Genomic DNA, 18,062 nt, shown 5'->3' with positions numbered 1-18,062 from the left:
GCCACAATTTCCTATCCTCCGGAGACCAAATCCCCGACTTCGGCAACGGAGGAACTGAAAACGGGCAGCCATCAGCAGGCAACTCAATCAGCCCAGAACGCGGGCCAGGACTGCGATGCCGGGAATTCGGTTTTGTCGGATTAGCTTTCGGGCCAGGCATGCCGGCCTCCTTTCAGTTGGGTCTATCTGCTTGCAAAACACCTTTTCGCCCTCACCGTCGGTCTGGGAGGTACCCCTGCCTCGGTGGCAGGGGGTGGGGTCTAGTCACGCCGCCAAGTCATGCTCCGAGTAGTACGTTCCATCGCTCAACACGGCGTTACACCATCGGTTGGCAGTGAGGAGGTTACTAGGGTGATGCGTTCCACCCTTGGACCTCGGCGTTACGTGGTCTAGGGACGGCGAGCAGTCATCACGTTGAGGGTCAGCCAGCATGTCTACCTTGTCGTGGCATAGCCAGCATGTGTAGTCGTCGCGCTTGTAGATGCTGTGCCTCACGCTTTCGGCGATCCATCCGTGGAATAGCTTGCGACCCCGCGCTGCCTTGGCTTCATCTCTGCATAGATCATCTATAGCGTTTGGTGTGCCGGAAGGTCCGGCGAACTACGGCTTTGGGAGTACATATGAGCAGTGACTATTCGGTGGCGTGGGATGCCCTCGCTGAAACAATCGGCGCTGCTAAGGGGCAGAGTTCAGGCAGCATCACTGAGCTTGAGCATCTTGAGTTGGATCAGCGTTTGAAAGTTGTGGAGATTGCAGCGCTTCTGTCTATCGCTCAGGAGATTTCTGCTTTGAATCCGCAGAACTCAATTTCCTATGACGAGGACGGAAACAAGGTCAACGGTTGGGGAACGATCACGGAGAAGGCCAAGCGGAAGCCGGGGGGCTTCACTCAGGTGTAGTCGCTGGTTGTGCCCGTTGCTGGGATAAGCAGCAACGGGCACATCGTGTCTCTAGCCTGGACGCGGTCCGGTCTTCACTTCATGCCCCAGTTCAGTTCTGCCTTGTTCCCCGTGCCGTCCGTCTGGATCGGTGCGGTTCGTTCGGCGTTCATGTTGGCTGCGGAGCGGATGATGACGTTGGTGTTTGAGCTGGTTCCGAAAGCTGTCCGCCTGGACGCGAGCCCGCCGAACCCGATTGTCCTGTCTACGATGACGTTCTGCGAGTTGCCGATAGCCACGCAGGTTCCCCCACCGAAGCACAGATTGTCGGTGACAGCGCCATCTTCCACGTAGTCGAGAAAGATGGACGTGACATCGCGGGCGTTATCCTGCCTGATGATGTTGTCTCGGATCGTAATTCCCTTGGCACGGCGGGCAGCGATGCCGGTCACGGCGATGGGGGTGGATAGTAGGCCGGCGCCTATGTCGTTCCCGGTGATTGTCACGTTGTCGCTTTGGAACGCGTTGATGTAGTTCGACGGGAGTTCGGGCGTGGTGACCGTGTCGAACCGAATTACGTTGTCTTTAACCAGGGTGTTGGAGCCCTGGACTTTGATGAAGCGGCGCGATGCGTTACGGATGTTGTTCTGTGCGATGACAGCGCGGGCATCTAGGAACACGTTTCCACCATCGTTAAAGAGGATCTGAATGGCGTCTCCCTCGGATCCGGTTACACCATCGATGATATTGTCCGTGACGGCAGTGTAACCGGTTGCGGCAGTCGTGGAGTTCACGGCGATAGCGCGGCAGAACCCACCCGCTTTAGCGTTGTGCGTGCGGAGGATGGTGTTTCGTCGCACGGTGACCCCGCCGGCTGTGCTGACATTTATAGCTCGGGCATCTTGGGCGGCTGTCGCTCTAATGTCCTCGTACCTACCGTTTTCGATGACAGCGCGGGATCCCGTGACGTAGACCCCAGCCGCTGCAAGGCTGTTACCTGAGAAGTGGCCGCTGATTGCGCAGTCGTCGCCAGTTACCGTCATCATGGTCATGTCTTGTGTGCCGGCGAGCAGGCGTGCCCCGGACGTTGCGAACTTCCGCCCGGTGGCGGTGAGGGCAAGGGTGGAGGTTATTTTGTAAACGCCGTCTTCGAGAAGGTAGCCGCCAGCGTTAAGCCACGACTGTATGGCGGTCGTGTCGTCGGTGATGCCATCTCCGATAGCGCCAAATGATTTCGCGGTGTTCATGGTGATCCTATGCTTGTGTGCCGGGGAGGATGGAGGGCCAAGAGTCGTCCGTGGTCCAAGAGATTTCGCCCTGCAATCTTTGGTCTGTATCCGTTGGCCGGATTACGGATTTGGCGAGCGAACTGGTGGTCGCCGCGGCCCAGAAGATGTCGTTGGCCGTTAGGTAGATGTCGTGGGTCATAGCGAATGACAGGGCATCCCCGATTACGGCGCGGGCTGCTGAGCCGGTTTTGTTCCAGCCGGTGAACCCAGTAGGGATGTTGTTTGGGAAGATGAACCCTCCGCCGTTCCCGGGGGTCAGTTTGACCCCCTCGATACGGGCAGTGACGGTCGATCCTGTCCGTCGGAGGGTGAGTGTGCCGGGGAACGCGGGGTCGCGGATGGACCCGGTAACGTCGGTCACGTCTATAGCCCGCCAGCCCGTATCCCGTACCGAATCAAAAGTTACCCACGCGCCCGCCGCGCCTAGGACAACATTCTGCGTGTAGAACTTACCGCCCGTGTAGGGGTAGTAACGGCGCTGGATCTTGCCTGACGACACGGAACCCCAAGGCCGAACCACGAGATCACCCGCAAGCGCGACTGGATAGCCGCGAGCTAGGGTAGCGTTCGCGTTGGATGTCTGATAGTAGTTCCCTGCAGCGAGCACCGTTGACAGGTCCTCCGTGCTAAGGGCGACACCAGCGTTTGTCGCTTCGAGCGCACCAACCCGTCCATCCTGGCCTGATGGGTTCCAGCTCGTGGCTGAGTAACTGGTTCCAGAAGTGAAGTTGCCCTTGGCAGATACGATGTCACCGTTTGGGGCGATGACCCTCTGGCCCGCAACGTAGGTGGTTGATGCCTTCCAAGCTGGAACGGCGGATAACAGCAGGCTGGCGATGTTATCCTGCGCCTCAGAGAGTAAGTCCTGGGCCTTCTGTGCGTTGGCGGAGATGATGTTGTCCCCATTCCTGACGGGCTCGTTGCCGTCCGGCTTCTGGAAACCAAGTGGAGTAACTTCGATAGCCAAAGATGGCTCCTTGTCTGATTTTGGGTACAAAAAAGCCCGCCATGAGCGGGCTTTGCTGTTGATGCGTAGGGGCGAGGCCCTACGGTTGATCCATGGGAAAGGTATTCAGATATGAGGGTGGCCCCAGAGATGGCGAGTCGAGTGAGGCTGAGGAATCAGACTTCCCGCAGATCTATCCCGGAGGTGAATATCAGTGGTCTGGCGCATCGCATAGTCAGGCTGGTGCTGGTGACCCGGATGGCCCTGCTAGGGAAGCCAACTTTGCCGCGGCTTTCTGGGTCGAGAAGGAAGCCTGACTAGGCTTCGTTGGCTACGGCTTCGATTTGGGATTCCATGTTGAGGTGCCCGATTTCGTGGGGCTTTTCGAGGTGGAAGGCAAAGGAGTTCTCGAAGGCCTTGCCGATGTTGGTTTCGTTCTCGGGGCTGGCCTGGTTCAGGTCCCAGAGTTCTTCGACCATGGATCCGTAGTGTGGGTGGGCTTCGATGTAGGCGTTGGCGACGTTGACCCAGCCGGCTTCCAGTGCCCGATTCACGACGGCTGAGGCTAGCACGGTATCTCCGGACAGTTCGGCCCGGTCAAGCAACTGAGAGGCTTTGTCCTCATCGTCGTGCCCAAGGCTGGCCACACGGTCCTGTGCGTCGCGGTAGGAAATCATGTCTTGAGCGCTTTGGTACCCAAGGCCGAGCCCGAACACGCTTTTACGGAGCGAGTGGATGCGGTTGGCCCGGGCAGTTGCTTCCTGCTGCTCAAGCTTCGCTACTTCCTTTTTCGCGCGGAGGTAGACGGAGGCGATCTGAGCGCGTTTGCCTTCGGGGCTGAGGTTTCGGTTCGCCCTGATGGCTTCGATCTGTTGCCGCTGGTCGGCGCGCAGCTTTTCGGCGCTCAGTGCCTCGGCGGTGTGGGAAAGGTTGTACTTCGCCATGGTGGTTAGTTCTCCTATGCCGCTTTGGCGGCTTTGAAATGTTCGATGTCTTCGGTGGTGATGCGCCAGCGACCGTCCAGGTTGGTGGCGTGCAATCGCTTCTCTTTGATCGCGAGGCGCACGGCCCTGTCGGTGATGCCAAGCCTTTCGGCGGCTTCTGTGGTGCTGTACCACTTTGATTCTCGCGTCACTTCCGGCTCTGGCGCTTGGCTGCTTCCGGTCACGGTAGTACGCCAAGTAAGAGCGACGAGCCGCATTGCGTTCAGGACACTATCCACCTCAGGATCCGCCCCGCGGGCGTTAATCCGTACTTGGTTGAGGTTCAGGTTCCGTTCAAGCCACGCAGCAATCCTGGCCGGCACAACAACAACTGGTGCGCCGATGCCATGCACGTAAGCACTGGGTGGGCGCAGCTCGCCGCGTGGTCGGTTCAACGCCGCCCCTCAACGTAGGTGCGCAGCTCAGCCTCAACCTGGTCGTACTCCTGCTGCAATAAGGCGAGCTTGGTATGAGCCCTGGTGATGATGCGTTGGCGAGTTTCGGCCATCTTCTTCCAATATTCAAGGGAGCCGTACGGGTGCCGGGTCACGCGTCAGCCTCCAATTCCTTAACCTTCTGAGCGAGTGAGCGGATTTGGCCAAGGCATGCAGCGGTCTGCGCTATCCAGTGTCCAATCTCGTAATCGGCGTCTTTACCCGGCTCAGGCTGAACCGCGCGTAGCTGGGCAAGAATGCCAGGATCAACCTGTTCCTTAACCCGCGGGTCAGCAAAGAAAGCCTCTGTAGTGCTCATGCCGTGACCTCCTGCTTGGCTTCGTACTGCTCCGCTTTGTGCTGGTAGTAAGCTGCGCGGCGGGCCTCGTGCCGAGCTTTTTCGCGCCATGCCGCCGCTTGAGCGGGCCAATCCCACTGTTCGATCTGTTGCTCTGTGAATCCGTAAGCCATGATCAGGAGTCTTTCTGCTTGCGTTCGCGGTCCACGTTCGCCGCTGCCTTGTGCCCGGTCGGGTCTTTGTGAAGTGTTGTCCTGCCGTGATGCTTCTCAGGGCGGTTCTTGGTTGCCAGGAGTTGCTGTAGGTAGGTGTTCGCTAGGTTGCGGTAATGGATCGTTTGCCGCTTCCAGTACTCAGCGAGTTCCGCGTCAGTCATGCCGCTACCTCCGCATTGAGTCCAGTCCCCTGTACGCGGGAATCAATGGAATCTATGGAATCAATGGTGTTGAGGGAATCTATGGGTTCCTCTATCCACCCTTTTTTAGGTTGTTCCTTCATAGATTCCCCATTGATTCCATTGATTCCGCTCTTTGGCGTATAAGGGTCAGTGGATTCAATGGTGGAATCTATGGCGAAGGACCAGATGAACTTGGATCCCTTACCGAACCCGATGCGCTTACTTTTCACCATCGGGTCAACCATCCGCATACGGGCCTTGCGTAGCGCCTGGACGGTGAACCCTGCACGGGTAGCAACTTGCTCAATCTCGTTGGCTAGGCATTCCCCACCTGATTCAGTGAGGTATTCAGCGATGAACTTTTGGGCCGCGTTCCGGTCATCCCCGTCATCTTCTGGGCCGTCCATGCCGCGGTTGATGAGGTCGCTAACGGTTGTGTCTGTCTCACCGAGGAAGTTGACGCGAGCAACCGAGGTGATCGAACCGTCATCCGTCGCCACGTCTACCGACTCAAGGGTGAACTTGTAACTGCCCTTGGATTCGGCGTAGTTGTTCTTGTCTTGCGAGAAGACCCTTTCCCCGGTTTCCTCATCCGTCGCGAACGCCAAATAGGAACGGGTGAGGTCACGCCATGCATGGGATCCGGAGAGCTTGGACGATACGTTGCCGCCGCCTTTGCCGAAGTGGTTGATGAGTATCATCGCCAGCTCGTGCTTCTGAGCCAGGGCCATTAGTGGCTCGTACGCGCTGCGTACGTCCTGGACCTTGTTCATGTCGCCCTGCATCAGTGAAGGTGCCGGGTCTACAACGATGATCTTTGCGCCGACATCGCGAACCGCTTCGTCGATGCTGTCAACGTCCATGGGGAACCTCAGCGAACGTTGCCGGGTCAGCTCATCGAATGAGGTTTCCATCTCGATCTTATATACGCGGTCGAGGTCAGCGCCGGCCGCGGTGAGGCGCGGAACCATGACGGTATCCCAGTCGTCTTCTGGCCCGATGATTATTGCAGTGCCCTTGCGGCCGTAGAGGTCGCCGTGAAGTTCACCGCGGGTGAGCTGGGCTACAAGGTCCAAGACAAAGGTGGTCTTGCCTTCACCGCCCTTTCCCGCGGCAATGGTGCCTGTGCCGAGGGGAATGACGCCGCAGTCCTTGTGAGGCGCCCAGAGCCATTTCTGGCGGCGAGTACGGATCATGCTGGCGGGAGTGAGTAGTACGCGCTGCGATTCGCGCGCTGCGAGCTTGGGGTCAGTCAAGTTGAGTCCTTTGCCTCTGATGCGGTCGATTCCATCGGTGTCTTGCGGGTGGGTCGGCGCGGGTTGCTCATGTCCGCGCCGACCCGGTTTTCCGGGGCCTCAAGCAGCCGGTTTGTGCTGCGTCATGCTTCTGAACTGATCCGCAAAGAGGTCTTCCCATTCCTGGGCCGCATCATGGGAGTCAGCGTTGATAATGATGTGCAAATCCGGTCGTTGCCAGTTGTGCGGGTCCATGTACATTGCCGGGCCGTACTCGCTCGGGTACCGGAACGGGCGGTAGCTGTGGACTCGCAGTTCGAGTAGCGCACCCTGCGGCAGCTTTGAGATGTCCCACGAGTGCTGTCTGTCGAGTTCCGTTGAGTTGTAGGAGACGGATCCGCGGACGCTGTTGTCGAACCGGGCAACGTCGATGGTGATCTTTTTGCTAATCACTTGGCGCCCCCGTTGTCGAAGAACTCGTGGTCGGGGTTGTAGGCGAGGCGGAAAAGCTCAGCCCAATCGCCGCCCGAAAGATTTTTCTTGGGGTTCTCGGATCCGAGCCACGCCGTGTAGGCAGCGTCAGTGATGAGTTCCGGCGACAGTTTGCCGGCCCTGGCAAGGTTCAGGACTGTTGTCGCGTACCTCTCGTGGCTGACATCTTCTTGGAACTCGGCCAAGGCGGCTGCGGTGACGTTCGGAGTCTTCTCGAACTGGTCAAGCCACGTCGAGTAGGTGACATTTTGGTCAGAAACGGTTATGGTTGCGTTAGTCATTATCATGAGGCCTTACGTTTAATCGTTGGTTTCAGGACATGCGGGTCGGACAGGCAACTGCGAATTGCTTGATTCGGCCCGCTTTTGTTTTGTTGGTCTGTGTTCCGTCCCCCTGGACCGAAACACTCATTGGTTGGTTGCTTCTTCCGGCTAGTCGATGACACGTAGTCCTTCCGGGTGGCACTGCTGGCGTTCGCCGTTCTCCCAGGTCACCCAGACGCCCAGGCTGGTTACGCGCCAAACGCGTCCCACTGGACCGTCAGTTTTCCCGGACATCCCCACGTACTTCACGCGCTTACCTGCAAACTTCGCCTTCCAGTCGTCAAGGCTCACGCCGCTACTACTGTTCCGGCGTCTAGGATCTGATTCAGAACGCGCGTGCTAACGAGGATCCTGGATCCTAGCTTTATCGAGGGAATATCCCCGCGCTTGACGGCCTCATAGGCCTGACGCCTACCCACCCCCAAGAGCTGAGCCACCTCATCTACAGTGGCCGTCGCTTTGCCGAGGATGTGTTCAACTTCCGGCGAGTACTTCGACACGATAACCCCTTTCAGGTTTTGCTTTTACCGCTTTCGGTAAACCCATAGTAGCCGGACGTCACCTTGAAGCGCAACCCGTTTCCGCTTAGACTTCTTCCAAAACCGAAAAATGAGCAAAGGGACGACGATGAGCTTGCCTACACCAGAAGAAAAAGTCGCAGAGAACCTCGAGCGGCTGCGCATTGAGGCGGGGCTTACCTATGAAGGACTGGCCCAGAAGCTCATGGGGATGGGGGTGCGTGTCCACCCGAGCGCTATACAGAAGACCGAGAAGAGTGGGCGGAAGGCGACCATCAAAGAGATGGTGGCCTACGCCCGGCTATTCAAGATTCCTGTCCAGCGCCTTTGGGGGGATTATGCCCCTGGGGATGAGGTCATTGCCGCTCAACGGGACCTCACATCTGCGGAACGGGTACTCAAGATTGGCAAGCTCGTTCAGAGTGAGTATGACCAGATCATTCGGGGAGTAGCAGAGCAGGCCCTTGACCACCCGACAATCGCAACTGATCTTGAAATGCGAGTGACTGGCGGTGTAGCTCAGATAGTTCTATTGGCGCGGAAGGAGCGCGGTGAAGAACCTGGCGTCCTGTACACCGAGGGCTGGGAACATGCGGAATCCCTCATCAGTGACCTGAAGGAGGTGCCCGTGGATCTTCAGGCAGCTTTGGATTGCCTGAAGCTGATTCGTGAGATGAAAGCCAAGGCATCGGAACTGCGCATCATGGAGGCCACATCGGGAGGGCCGAACGTTGGCGAATGACATCTTCCGGCGCTGTGGTTGCCGGGATGAGAACAAGAAGCAGTATGGCTCCAAATGTCCGCAGCTTGCGAAAGATCCGAAGCACGGTTCATGGGGCTTCTATGTCGCGGCTGGCGTTGATCCAGTGACGGGTAAACGCCGGCAGATTCGTCAGAACGGATTCGCAACTCAGAAGGCAGCACGGGAAGCCAGGAACAAAGTCGCCCGCGAGTTAGACCAAGGCACCTACGTCAAACGCAATACTGAGCGCTACGGGGATTATTTGGACGGTTGGCTTGAGCGTCACCGGGACACGGGCAAAGGCATCCGAGCGACTACCTATGACAACTATGCCCGGTACATACGCAACGACATCAAAGGTAGCGAGTTGGGCAGGATGATGCTGTCTGACATTCGCCGCTTCCACCTCAACGACTTCCTCCGGAGTCTCTCGGAAGCAGGGCGAGGCGCCGTAACAGTGAGGCGTATCGCCGCGGTCTTACAAGCTTCCCTCCGTGCTGCCGCCCGGTCCCAGCGGATCGACATCAATCCAGCTACGGAACTTGAACTACCTAAGGTGGAAAAGAAACGCATTCAAGCTTGGGAGCCCGAACAAGTCGGTCACTTCCTCGATGTAGCGTCTACGCACAGGCTCGGGGCACTTTTCGAGCTGGCTACCTTCACCGGGCTTAGGCGAGGGGAACTCGTAGGGCTCAGGTGGATCGACGTAGACCTCAGCAGGCGGCAACTCAGCATCCGAAACAACAGGGTTCAAGCTGACGGCCGCATCTTGGACAACGACACCAAAACCGAAGACAGCTACGCAACTATTGACCTCAGCGAGCGTGCCGTGGGTGCCTTGGTTGCTTGGAAGATCCAACAGGATCAGGAAAAAGAAATGGCGACAGACGCCTACTCCCCCAGCGGCTACGTGTTCACCATGGAGGACGGGCGACCACTCAAGCCCCAATACGCGACACGGCTATTCGAGAAGCTGCGGGTGCAGTCAGGGCTTCCCAAACTGACTTTCCACGGTCAGCGACACGAGTACGCTTCCCTACTTCTGTCATCCGGTGAAGACATCGCCATTGTTCAGAAGCTGCTCAGGCACTCATCCATCACGATCACATCGGACACCTACGGGCACCTCATAGGCTCGGCGGCTTCAAACGCTGCGGAGAAGGCGGCGGCGATGGTGCCAGCCAAGAAGGGTAGTGCACACACACTGCACACACAAGCCCCTGTTTCGAGCGGAGCTTAAACAAAAAACCGCCCCACCTCCGGGATACTTCCCAGTGATGGAGCGGTTCTTTTTGGTCGGGCTGACAGGATTTGAACCTGCGACCCCTTGACCCCCAGTCAAGTGCGCTACCAAGCTGCGCTACAGCCCGCTGGTTCTACCGTTCTCCGCACAGGTTTTCCTCCGAAGAGTCCTTCCTAAGCAGTCCGGCCGAACCACCTCCAAAAGCTTACACGACGTTGGAGGGTGCTTGCGCCATCAGAGCCAAAGTCGCCTGTGATGCCCGTCTCATTTAGCGTTTGCGGCCCCGTTTTTCGCGGACGCGCATGCTGACCTCGATGGGTGTGCCCTCGAAGCCGAAGGTCTCACGGAGCCGACGCGTGATGAAGCGGCGGTATCCGGGATCCAGGAAGCCAGTAGTGAACAGGACGAACTTCGGCGGACGACTCGAGGCCTGCGTACCGAAGAGGATGCGCGGCTGCTTGCCACCGCGAACCGGGTGCGGATGGGCAGCCACCAGCTCGCCAAGGAACGCATTGAGGCGCCCCGTGGGGATACGGCGGTCCCAGCTTTCCAACGCGGTATCAAGGGCAGGAACAAGGCGGTCCTTGTGCCAGCCCGTCTTGGCGGAGATGTTCACGCGGGGCGCCCAGTCAACATGGGCCAGGTCCTGCTCGATCTCGCGTTCAAGGTAGCGGCGGCGTTCGTCGTCCAGCAGGTCCCACTTGTTGAATGCCAGGACCAGGGCCCGGCCGGATTCGATCGCCAGCTGCAGAATGCGGACATCCTGCTCGCTCAGCACTTCGTCAACGGCAAGAAGCACGACGGCGACCTCCGCCTTTTCCAGCGCGGCCTGCGTCCGCAGGGAGGCGTAAAAATCGGCCCCCTGCGCCATGTGCTGGCGTCGGCGGATACCGGCTGTATCCACGAAGCGCCAGGTACGTCCACCCAGTTCGATGAACTCATCCACGGGATCACGCGTGGTTCCGGCCAGCGGGTCCACCACCACGCGTTCCGAGCCTGCAAGCTTGTTCAGCAGCGAGGATTTGCCGACGTTGGGACGGCCGATGAGGGCAATGCGGCGGGGGCCGCCGGAACGGTCCACACCCTCTACCTGCGAGAACTCGGGAAGGGTGTCCATGACGTGGTCCAGGAGGTCGGCAACGCCCCGGCCATGCAGTGCTGAAACCGGGTACGGCTGGCCGAAACCAAGTCCCCAAAGTGCTGCAGAGTCGGCCTCCTGCACAAAGTCGTCAACCTTGTTGGCCACCATGATGACCGGCTTCTTGGACTTGCGGAGCATCTTCATGACGCCTTCGTCGGTGGCAGTGGCGCCAACCGCGGAGTCAACAACGAACAACACTGCATCGGCCAGTTCCACGGCCATTTCGGCCTGGTCCGCCACCCGGGCGTGGATGCCCTTGGCATCGTGCTCCCACCCGCCGGTGTCCACCAAGGTGAAGTTGCGGCCGTTCCAGCGCGCGGAGTACATGACACGGTCGCGGGTCACGCCGGGGGTGTCCTCGACGACCGCTTCGCGACGGCCCAGGATGCGGTTCACCAAAGTCGACTTGCCCACGTTCGGCCGGCCGATGATGGCCAGGACGGGGTCAAGCTTGAGGGGCCCCTCTTCGCCTTCGTCGTCGTAGTCACCGCTAAGCAGGGCGGCGTCGTCTTCGTCGAGATCGTAGTCGTCCAGTCCCGCCCGCAGTGTGGCTGCGCGAAGTTCGGCTTCCTCGTCATCCAGGGCAGCCAGGTTCTCGGCCACCTGATCGGTGCCGGTGGGCGTGTATTCGTCGTCGCCGGCGCCGTGGTGGCCGGATTTTTGAGTCGTATCGCTCATTGCACTTTTCCTTAGTGGTGGTCTGCCGGGGTTCCGGCTACTGCGGTGGGACGGTGGTCCGGATCAGGGGTGGCCCTTGGAGCTTCCGGGAGGGCCTGACCGGTGTTGCGGACTGCTTCCTGGACGTGTCCGGCCAGGGCACTGCGGATTACTGCCGCCGCCCTGTCCATTGAAGCACGCCCGGATTCGCCCTTCCGTCGCTGGACGGTGAGTGGTTCGCCGAAGCTGACATACAACGTGCGGCGCATGGCAGGTATATGGTCGCGGTGCTCCCGGCCCTGCCTGGTTCCCAGGATGGCGACGGGGATAACGGTGGCTCCCGAGTTCAACGCCAGCCACGCCACACCGTTGCTGATAGTTTCCGCGGCCCCGCTCCCCCGGGTACCTTCGGGCAGGATGCCAACGCACCGGCCGGCGTCGAGCAGTTGCCTGGCCAGCTGCAGGGTGGTGCGGTCACCGGTCCGGTCAACCGGAAGCTGCCCTGACGCCTTCAGCACCTTGCCGAGGAAACCCTTGAACATCTCCTTCTTGACCAGGATGTGCATGGGCCGCGGGGCAGCCCCGAACATCACCGGTCCGTCCAGGAAACTGATGTGGTTGCCGGCGAAGATCACGGGTCCCGCTCCCGGTATGCTGCTCTTTCCCGTGATGACCGTGCGGTAGAGGACGTGATCGAGGAACCAGCCCACGGGACGGCTCCAGGCCCGGCTCCACGTCGCGGGCAGATTGTTGCTAGTCGCCATAAATGACCTTGCTGACAATCGCCAGGGCGGTGTCCACGGTCTCTTCGAAGTCCAGGTCGGAGGAGTCCAGGGTCACCACGCCATCGGCGGCCTGGGTGAAGTTGACCACGGTGGAATCCTTGGCATCGCGCTGGATAACCTGGGCAGCCAACTGCTCTTTGGTCTGCGTACCGCCCAGCTGGATACCACGACGCCGGAGCCTGGCTTCCTCGCTGGCCGTCAGGAGCATGCGGACCTCCGCGGCGGGCGCGACGACGGTGGTGATGTCCCGCCCCTCCACCACCATGCGGTGGTGGTGCTGGTCGATGAGCTGGCGCTGCCGGCGGATCAGCTCCGTCCGCGCTCCCAAGGTGGTGGCGACTGCACTGACCGAAGAGGAGATCCGCGGATCCCTGATCTCCTCAGTGATGTCCGTGCCGTCAACAGCCACGTATTCGGTGGCCGTACTGGTACTGATCTCCAAGGGCATGGCCTTGGACGCTTGCTCCACCGCGGCGCCGTCGTGGAGGTCCACGCCGGTCTTCAGGCAGTACCAGGTCAACGCCCGGTACATGGCGCCGGTGTCGAGGTAAGCGAGCTTGAGGCGCCGGGCCACTTCCTTGCTTACACTCGATTTTCCGGACCCCGAGGGTCCGTCAATGGCAATCACCAAGGGCTTGCCGGGACGGGCAACCGTCTCCGGGCCAAAGAATTCACGCGTCATTACTGCAGTACCCGCCATCCACGGTCGGTCAAAGCTTCAACAAGGAGGTCGTGTTTGTTGGGCAGGACGGAGAGCTCCACCATGCCCACGTTCTGCCCGGAGGAATGATCGAGCCGAAGGTCTTCGACGTTCACGCCGACTTCACCGATCTCCGTCAGGAGGCGGGCGATCTGGCCGGGTTTGTCGTCCACCAGGATCGTCAGCCAGGAGTAGGCCTGGGGCGGTCCTCCATGCTTGCCAGGAATCCGGGCCTGCCCGGCGTTGCCTTCGCTGATGAGCTGGGCCAGGTCCAGGCGGGCACCGGGGGCCAGGGGGGACTCCAGGGTCCCGATCAACCGGTTGAGGTCCTCACGGACACCGTGCAGGATGTTGACCACTTTCTCAGCATTGCCACCCAGGATCTGAACCCACAGCGTGGGGTCGGACGCAGCAATCCGGGTAGTGTCCCGCAAGCCGTTTCCCGCCAAGGACAATGCGTGCAGCGGAGTCCCCTGCAACCGGCTCGCCAGCAGCGATGACATGATCTGGGGCAAATGCGACACCAGGGCCACGGCTTCGTCGTGTTCATCAGCGGTGAACTGGGAGACGATCGCGCCGAGGTCGCCGGCCAGCGAACGGGCAACCTGCAGCGCTGCCGCGCCGGTTTCTTCCGTGGGGCAGATGACCCACGGCATGGACGTGAACAATTCACCCCGCGCAGCCACAGGACCGGACTTCTCCCGGCCCGCCATGGGATGCGTGCCTACGTAACGGGAAAGGTCCACGCCGCGTTCGCGGAGTTCGGCCTGGATGCCTGCCTTGACGCTGGCGATGTCCACCACCACTGATTCCGGGTAATCGGCCAAGGCCTTCTCCACCACCTGCGCCGTGACGTCCGGCGGAGCAGCCACAACCACCAGCTGGGGTGGACCGTCCAGTTCCTCCAGTGGCCTGCCCGCACCAATATCCACGGCCACAGCCTGGTTGGTAGGCGAGGTATCAAAGAGGAAAACCGGTACGCCGCGGCCACGCAGGCCGAGGCCAATGCTGGCGCCCAGCAAGCCCGTGCCGAGGATGACGACGGGCCCGTCCAAGTGGCCGCGGCCATGCGCGCGGAATGCCGACATAGCTTAGAGTCCCACCGCTGCCATGAGGTGGCCGATCTCCTGCTTGCCGAGGTTGCGGATGCTTCCCTGGCGCTGGTCGCCCAGGCCGATGGGTCCAACCTTGACGCGGACCAGCCGCTCAACCGGGAAGCCCACGGCGTCAAACATGCGGCGGACGATGCGGTTCTTGCCCGAGTGGAGGACAACCTCAATCAGGACGTGGCCGGGCGTGGAGTCAACCAGCCGGAAAGAATCCACCGCCGCGATGCCGTCTTCAAGCTCGACGCCGGACTTCAGCTGCGCGCCCACGCCCTGCGGGAACGGCCCCCGCACCTGGACCAAGTAGGTCTTGGGGACCTCGTAGGAAGGGTGGGTCAAGCGGTTGGCAAGTTCGCCGTCGTTGGTCAACAACAGCAGCCCCTCGGTGGCGACATCCAGGCGGCCGACGTGGAAAAGACGTTCGCCCTTGTTCTTGTTGGTCTTGAGGAAATCGCTGATGCAAGGCCGGCCCTCGGGGTCCTCCATGGTGGAAACTACGCCCTTGGGCTTGTTGAACACCATGTACACGAGGGTCTCGTCGAGCTGGATGCGGATCCCGTCAACGTGGATCACGGCGGATTTCGGGTCCACGCGGACGCCGAGCTCGGTAGTAACCTGCCCGTCGACCTCGACGCGTCCCTCGAGGATCATTTCCTCGCAGACGCGGCGCGATGCCACGCCGGCCTGTGCCATCACTTTCTGCAGGCGCACGCCGTCAGCATCGTGGACTTCGGACTGCGGGACTTCCTGCCGGGAACCCCGGTTGCCCGCAGGCTTGCGGACAGGGCCCAGGTTGCGGCCGAACCGCTCGCTGCCGAAAGCCTTGGAACCGTACTGCTTGGCGTTGCCGGGCTTCTTCTTGGGCTTCAAGGCCCCGGGCGTTCCGGGAGCCTTGCCGTAGCCCGGCTTGTTGGAACCCGGCTTGCGGAAGGGCTTGGCCGGCTTCGCGGCCCTGAAGCTATCCGCCGTCGTGGGGTTGTCGGGATCGAACGGCCGTTCTTCCCGGGGCTTCGCAGCCTTGAAGGGGCGGCCTTCGCCCTGATTGAAGGAGCGCTTACCCGCGCCGGCGTTGCCGCCTCGCTGGGTGAAACCGGAACGGCCTGCGCCGCCCTGTGCTCCATTGCGTCCGGCGCTGTTGCGTCCCGAACCGTTACGTGGTGAACCCTGGCGTCCCGCCTGTGTCATGACCCGTCCTTGTGTTGTTATGGCCGGCATTGGGTATTGGAACCAACACTAGCCAGCCGGGCAGGTGTAGTCTGCCCCTTGCTGCTCCGGCACGCATCACGCGTGCCATGGAATTCCGTATTAAATTACTTCGTGCCGGCGGAGGATGTCCTCACATCCGGCTGGCGTCGTAGTACTCCTCGATCCCTTCCAAACCGGGAAGGTGCGGAGCCAGCTGGGGCAGTTCAGCCACCGAGCCGATTCCCATCCGCTCCAGGAAGTAGGAGGTGGTCCGGTACAGGATTGCGCCGGATTCGGGATCGTTCCCGGCGTCCTCGATCAACCCGCGCTGGGTCAGCGTCCTGACGACGGAATCGACGTTAACGCCGCGAATTGCCGAAACCCTCGCCCGGGAGACAGGCTGCCGGTAGGCAATCACCGCCAGCGTCTCCAGTGCTGCCTGCGTCAGCTTGGAAGTTTGCCCTTCAAGGACGAACTTCCCCACGATGTCAGCAAAGTCCGGCCGCGAATAGATGCGCCAGCCACCGGCGACGTTCCGCAATTCGAAACCCCGGGGTGCAGTGCTGGCAGCGGCAAAGCCGTCAACGTCCACGTCCGGGGCTTTAACAGTATAGCCGCTATACTCCCGCTGCAGGTCCTGCAGCAAATCTTCGACGACGGCGACCGTCACGTTGAGGCCGGCGGCCAGCTCTTCGGACGTGGCCGGCTCATCAATGACCATCAGCACTGCTTCCAGGGCTGCCCGCGCCCCTCCCGGCAACGCTTCGAGTTCGGCGAGGCCGTCTTCGGCGTTCTGCTCAGTCATCGATGCCAGCATCTCCTTCGTCCTGGTACTCCTCGCTGAGGTTGGAGCCGTCCCACCCGGCATCCTGACCTGTCCACCGCACGGTCAATCCGCCCAGCGGTGCCGGCTGTTCAAAGGCCACAACGCGGTCCCGGAACATCTCCAGCAACGCCAGGAAACGGGCCACCACCACCAAGGTGCTGTCGGCGTCGGCAACCAGTGCCTGGAAAGTCAGCGGTGCGCCGCGCTTCAGCCTGTCTCCGAGGATTACTGCCTGCTCCCTGACGCTCACGGGCGGCGCATGCAGGTGCTCCAGTCCAACCTCGGTTGGCGGTGCTTCCTTTGGCTTGAGCGCCTTGGCAGCCAGCGCGGCGAACTGCTCCGGGGTGTGCCGCCATAGAAGCTCGGGCAACAACGCCGCGAAGTGTCCTTCAAGGGCCACCTGGCGCGGAAACCTGCGGGCTTCCTCTTCCAAGGTGCCGGCCAGTATCCCTGCCACTTGCTTGAAGGCCTTGTACTGCAGGAGACGGGCGAAGAGAAGGTCCCGCGTTTCCAGTAAGGCGATATCCTCGTCGTCCTCCACCTCGCCCGCCGGCAATAAGCGGGCGGCTTTCAGGTCCAGGAGGGTGGCGGCAATCACCAGGAACTCGCTGGCCTCGTCCAAGGCCCAATCCTCACCGAGGTCCTGCAGCCTGCGGATGTACTTGATGAATTCATCAGTCACCGTGGCCAGGGCAACCTCGGTGATGTCCATCTTGTGCTTGGCAATGAGGCCCAGCAGGAGGTCGAACGGCCCGGTGAAGTTGGCCAGCCGTACCTCGAAGCCCCCCTTGCCGCCGGAGGAGGCAGCGGCGCCGGGCGAGGCAGCGGCGTCGGAGGAGGCCGCGGCGCCGGGCCCTTCTGGAGACGGGTCCACTGCCTGCGGAACTACCGGAAGAGTCACGCCGTCGGTTAGGGCGCGCCGCCGCGCGAGATGAGTTCCTTGGCCAGCCGGCGGTAGGCGTCAGCGCCCACGTGATTGCCGGCGTAGCTGGTAATGGGCTCGGCAGCTACGGTGGCGTCGGCGAACTTGATGGAACGCTTGATGACGGTCTCGAACACCTTGTCTCCGAAAGCTTCCACGAGCCGGGAAATGACCTCGCGGCTGTGCAGTGTACGGGCGTCGTACATGGTTGCCAGCACGCCGTCCACCTGGAGCCTGGGGTTCAGCCTGTCCTGGACTTTCTCGATGGTTTCCACGAGCAAGGCGACAGCGCGGAGCGCGAAGAACTCGCAAATGAGGGGAATGATGACGCCGTGGGCCGCGGTGAGCGCGTTGACGGTCAGCAGCCCGAGGGAGGGCTGGCAGTCGATCAGGACGACGTCGTATTCGTCTTCGACGCTCTTCAACGCACGGTCCAGCACCTGCTCGCGGGCAACTTCATTGACGAGCTGCACTTCAGCCGCGGAGAGGTCGATGTTTGCCGGCAGGAGGTCCACTCCTTCGACGCCGGTCTGGTGGATGGCATCGCGAATGCTCACCTTGCGGTCCATGAGCACGTTGTAGACCGTCAGGTCCAGCTCATGCGGGTTGACCCCGAGTCCTGCCGACAACGCACCCTGGGGGTCGAAGTCCACCAACAGGACTTTGCGGCCGAACTCGGCGAGCGCAGCGGCCAGGTTGATGGTGGAGGTGGTCTTGCCGACGCCACCTTTTTGGTTGACCATGGCGATAACCCGCGCAGGTCCGTGGGAGGCAAGTGGAGCCGGTTCCGGGAATTCGCGGTAAGGGCGGCCCGTAGGTCCCATGATGGCGTCTTCCAGATCGAGCTCGGTGCCTGCCAGGGTTGTTGTTCCCCGTTCGATGCTCACTAATCCAACCACTCTTTCGACGACGATCTTCCCTGCCGCTGATCCTTGAGGTTCAGCCCTGCTACCCACCTAGGC

Annotated in this window: 25 protein-coding genes and 1 tRNA gene; 3 read left to right on the top strand and 23 right to left on the bottom strand. The window is 60.9% G+C overall.

The genetic code is table 11. The annotated features are described in order from the left end of the window. Window positions 1–264: 264 nt before the first annotated feature. Entirely contained in the window at window positions 265–432 is a 168-nt protein-coding gene (locus RI444_RS23070; protein ID WP_410510807.1) for an HNH endonuclease, read from the bottom strand. Window positions 433–620: 188 nt separating this feature from the next. On the opposite strand from RI444_RS23070, the gene RI444_RS07665 reads away from it, so the two are divergent. Further along, window positions 621–899 carry a hypothetical protein gene (locus RI444_RS07665; RefSeq protein ID WP_207604877.1) on the top strand — a complete coding sequence of 93 codons (279 nt, stop codon included), beginning with the start codon at window positions 621–623 and terminating at the stop codon, window positions 897–899. 74 nt (window positions 900–973) lie between these two features. Here the strand turns inward: RI444_RS07665 and RI444_RS07660 are convergent, their stop codons facing one another. The 13 genes from RI444_RS07660 to RI444_RS07600 form a co-directional block, all read right to left on the bottom strand. Further along, a complete protein-coding gene (locus tag RI444_RS07660; RefSeq protein WP_207604878.1) occupies window positions 974–2,125 on the bottom strand; it encodes a hypothetical protein in 1,152 nt (383 codons plus the stop codon). A gap of 7 nt (window positions 2,126–2,132) precedes the next feature. Beyond that, on the bottom strand, window positions 2,133–3,134 hold the full coding sequence (locus RI444_RS07655) for a pyocin knob domain-containing protein (protein ID WP_207604879.1): 1,002 nt from the start codon (window positions 3,132–3,134) through the stop codon (window positions 2,133–2,135). A gap of 296 nt (window positions 3,135–3,430) precedes the next feature. Next, complete coding sequence (locus tag RI444_RS07650) at window positions 3,431–4,057, bottom strand: hypothetical protein (RefSeq protein WP_207604880.1); 627 nt, start codon at window positions 4,055–4,057, stop codon at window positions 3,431–3,433. Between the two features lie 14 nt (window positions 4,058–4,071). Next, the gene (locus RI444_RS07645; protein ID WP_207604881.1) at window positions 4,072–4,491 is read right to left on the bottom strand and encodes a helix-turn-helix domain-containing protein; all 420 of its coding nucleotides are present in this window, start codon (window positions 4,489–4,491) and stop codon (window positions 4,072–4,074) included. Then, entirely contained in the window at window positions 4,488–4,646 is a 159-nt protein-coding gene (locus RI444_RS07640; protein ID WP_207604882.1) for a hypothetical protein, read from the bottom strand. Before RI444_RS07640 ends, RI444_RS07645 begins: the two co-directional genes overlap by 4 nt. Continuing rightward, on the bottom strand, window positions 4,643–4,849 hold the full coding sequence (locus RI444_RS07635) for a hypothetical protein (protein ID WP_207604883.1): 207 nt from the start codon (window positions 4,847–4,849) through the stop codon (window positions 4,643–4,645). Before RI444_RS07635 ends, RI444_RS07640 begins: the two co-directional genes overlap by 4 nt. Continuing rightward, a complete protein-coding gene (locus RI444_RS07630; RefSeq protein ID WP_207604884.1) occupies window positions 4,846–5,001 on the bottom strand; it encodes a hypothetical protein in 156 nt (51 codons plus the stop codon). Before RI444_RS07630 ends, RI444_RS07635 begins: the two co-directional genes overlap by 4 nt. A gap of 2 nt (window positions 5,002–5,003) precedes the next feature. After that, entirely contained in the window at window positions 5,004–5,204 is a 201-nt protein-coding gene (locus tag RI444_RS07625; protein WP_207604885.1) for a hypothetical protein, read from the bottom strand. Continuing rightward, window positions 5,201–6,481 carry an AAA family ATPase gene (locus tag RI444_RS07620; protein ID WP_207604886.1) on the bottom strand — a complete coding sequence of 427 codons (1,281 nt, stop codon included), beginning with the start codon at window positions 6,479–6,481 and terminating at the stop codon, window positions 5,201–5,203. Before RI444_RS07620 ends, RI444_RS07625 begins: the two co-directional genes overlap by 4 nt. A gap of 99 nt (window positions 6,482–6,580) precedes the next feature. After that, on the bottom strand, window positions 6,581–6,913 hold the full coding sequence (locus RI444_RS07615; protein ID WP_207604887.1) for a hypothetical protein: 333 nt from the start codon (window positions 6,911–6,913) through the stop codon (window positions 6,581–6,583). Next, window positions 6,910–7,233 (bottom strand): hypothetical protein, encoded by a 324-nt coding sequence (locus tag RI444_RS07610; protein ID WP_207604888.1) that lies wholly within the window; start codon window positions 7,231–7,233, stop codon window positions 6,910–6,912. Before RI444_RS07610 ends, RI444_RS07615 begins: the two co-directional genes overlap by 4 nt. 150 nt (window positions 7,234–7,383) lie before the next feature. Further along, window positions 7,384–7,566: a hypothetical protein gene (locus tag RI444_RS07605; RefSeq protein WP_207604889.1), complete on the bottom strand. Its 183-nt coding sequence runs from the start codon at window positions 7,564–7,566 to the stop codon at window positions 7,384–7,386. Further along, complete coding sequence (locus tag RI444_RS07600; RefSeq protein WP_207604890.1) at window positions 7,563–7,775, bottom strand: helix-turn-helix domain-containing protein; 213 nt, start codon at window positions 7,773–7,775, stop codon at window positions 7,563–7,565. Before RI444_RS07600 ends, RI444_RS07605 begins: the two co-directional genes overlap by 4 nt. 109 nt (window positions 7,776–7,884) lie before the next feature. Between RI444_RS07600 and RI444_RS07595 the strand changes: the two genes are divergently transcribed. Both RI444_RS07595 and RI444_RS07590 read left to right on the top strand, forming a co-directional pair. Then, a complete protein-coding gene (locus RI444_RS07595) occupies window positions 7,885–8,535 on the top strand; it encodes a helix-turn-helix transcriptional regulator (RefSeq protein WP_207604891.1) in 651 nt (216 codons plus the stop codon). After that, window positions 8,525–9,775 (top strand): tyrosine-type recombinase/integrase, encoded by a 1,251-nt coding sequence (locus tag RI444_RS07590; protein ID WP_207604892.1) that lies wholly within the window; start codon window positions 8,525–8,527, stop codon window positions 9,773–9,775. Before RI444_RS07595 ends, RI444_RS07590 begins: the two co-directional genes overlap by 11 nt. A 53-nt stretch (window positions 9,776–9,828) precedes the next feature. On the opposite strand, the gene RI444_RS07585 is transcribed toward RI444_RS07590, so the two are convergent. From RI444_RS07585 to RI444_RS07545, 9 genes are all read right to left on the bottom strand, one after another. Beyond that, window positions 9,829–9,905: transfer RNA gene (locus tag RI444_RS07585), tRNA-Pro, on the bottom strand. Window positions 9,906–10,046: 141 nt separating this feature from the next. Then, a complete protein-coding gene (gene der, locus RI444_RS07580) occupies window positions 10,047–11,597 on the bottom strand; it encodes a ribosome biogenesis GTPase Der (RefSeq protein ID WP_021473399.1) in 1,551 nt (516 codons plus the stop codon). 11 nt (window positions 11,598–11,608) lie between these two features. Further along, window positions 11,609–12,340: a lysophospholipid acyltransferase family protein gene (locus tag RI444_RS07575; protein WP_207604893.1), complete on the bottom strand. Its 732-nt coding sequence runs from the start codon at window positions 12,338–12,340 to the stop codon at window positions 11,609–11,611. Then, entirely contained in the window at window positions 12,330–13,043 is a 714-nt protein-coding gene (cmk, locus tag RI444_RS07570; protein ID WP_062096081.1) for a (d)CMP kinase, read from the bottom strand. The genes RI444_RS07575 and cmk overlap by 11 nt, the downstream gene beginning before the upstream one ends. Continuing rightward, complete coding sequence (locus tag RI444_RS07565) at window positions 13,043–14,149, bottom strand: prephenate dehydrogenase (RefSeq protein ID WP_069695319.1); 1,107 nt, start codon at window positions 14,147–14,149, stop codon at window positions 13,043–13,045. The genes cmk and RI444_RS07565 overlap by 1 nt, the downstream gene beginning before the upstream one ends. Before the next feature lie 3 nt (window positions 14,150–14,152). Beyond that, window positions 14,153–15,352, bottom strand: coding sequence for a pseudouridine synthase (locus RI444_RS07560; protein WP_062096077.1), 1,200 nt, complete (start codon window positions 15,350–15,352; stop codon window positions 14,153–14,155). Between the two features lie 151 nt (window positions 15,353–15,503). Then, a complete protein-coding gene (gene scpB / locus RI444_RS07555; RefSeq protein WP_069695318.1) occupies window positions 15,504–16,157 on the bottom strand; it encodes an SMC-Scp complex subunit ScpB in 654 nt (217 codons plus the stop codon). Continuing rightward, window positions 16,150–17,079, bottom strand: a complete 930-nt coding sequence (locus RI444_RS07550) for a segregation and condensation protein A (protein ID WP_410510802.1) — start codon at window positions 17,077–17,079, stop codon at window positions 16,150–16,152. The genes scpB and RI444_RS07550 overlap by 8 nt, the downstream gene beginning before the upstream one ends. Before the next feature lie 8 nt (window positions 17,080–17,087). Further along, window positions 17,088–17,987, bottom strand: coding sequence for a ParA family protein (locus RI444_RS07545; RefSeq protein ID WP_207604894.1), 900 nt, complete (start codon window positions 17,985–17,987; stop codon window positions 17,088–17,090). Window positions 17,988–18,062: the final 75 nt, after the last annotated feature.

Source organism: Paenarthrobacter sp. AT5 (genome assembly GCF_032764245.1).
Lineage (GTDB): Bacteria > Actinomycetota > Actinomycetes > Actinomycetales > Micrococcaceae > Arthrobacter > Arthrobacter ureafaciens.
The sequence above is the reverse complement of the archived record's forward strand: the minus strand, read 5'-3'. Positions and strand labels throughout refer to the sequence as shown.

Excerpts from the sequence above, each read along its gene's own strand:
- RI444_RS07665 (WP_207604877.1), top strand. The coding sequence starts at position 621 with ATGAGCAGTGACTATTCGGTGGCGTGGGATGCCCTCGCTGAAACAATC.
- RI444_RS23070 (WP_410510807.1), bottom strand. The coding sequence starts at position 432 with ATGCTGGCTGACCCTCAACGTGATGACTGCTCGCCGTCCCTAGACCAC.
- RI444_RS07565 (WP_069695319.1), bottom strand. The coding sequence starts at position 14,149 with ATGTCGGCATTCCGCGCGCATGGCCGCGGCCACTTGGACGGGCCCGTC.
- RI444_RS07595 (WP_207604891.1), top strand. The coding sequence starts at position 7,885 with ATGAGCAAAGGGACGACGATGAGCTTGCCTACACCAGAAGAAAAAGTC.
- RI444_RS07575 (WP_207604893.1), bottom strand. The coding sequence starts at position 12,340 with ATGGCGACTAGCAACAATCTGCCCGCGACGTGGAGCCGGGCCTGGAGC.
- RI444_RS07560 (WP_062096077.1), bottom strand. The coding sequence starts at position 15,352 with ATGACACAGGCGGGACGCCAGGGTTCACCACGTAACGGTTCGGGACGC.
- RI444_RS07635 (WP_207604883.1), bottom strand. The coding sequence starts at position 4,849 with ATGAGCACTACAGAGGCTTTCTTTGCTGACCCGCGGGTTAAGGAACAG.
- RI444_RS07650 (WP_207604880.1), bottom strand. The coding sequence starts at position 4,057 with ATGGCGAAGTACAACCTTTCCCACACCGCCGAGGCACTGAGCGCCGAA.
- RI444_RS07630 (WP_207604884.1), bottom strand. The coding sequence starts at position 5,001 with ATGGCTTACGGATTCACAGAGCAACAGATCGAACAGTGGGATTGGCCC.
- der (WP_021473399.1), bottom strand. The coding sequence starts at position 11,597 with ATGAGCGATACGACTCAAAAATCCGGCCACCACGGCGCCGGCGACGAC.
- RI444_RS07610 (WP_207604888.1), bottom strand. The coding sequence starts at position 7,233 with ATGACTAACGCAACCATAACCGTTTCTGACCAAAATGTCACCTACTCG.
- scpB (WP_069695318.1), bottom strand. The coding sequence starts at position 16,157 with ATGACTGAGCAGAACGCCGAAGACGGCCTCGCCGAACTCGAAGCGTTG.
- RI444_RS07660 (WP_207604878.1), bottom strand. The coding sequence starts at position 2,125 with ATGAACACCGCGAAATCATTTGGCGCTATCGGAGATGGCATCACCGAC.
- RI444_RS07625 (WP_207604885.1), bottom strand. The coding sequence starts at position 5,204 with ATGACTGACGCGGAACTCGCTGAGTACTGGAAGCGGCAAACGATCCAT.
- cmk (WP_062096081.1), bottom strand. The coding sequence starts at position 13,043 with ATGACGCGTGAATTCTTTGGCCCGGAGACGGTTGCCCGTCCCGGCAAG.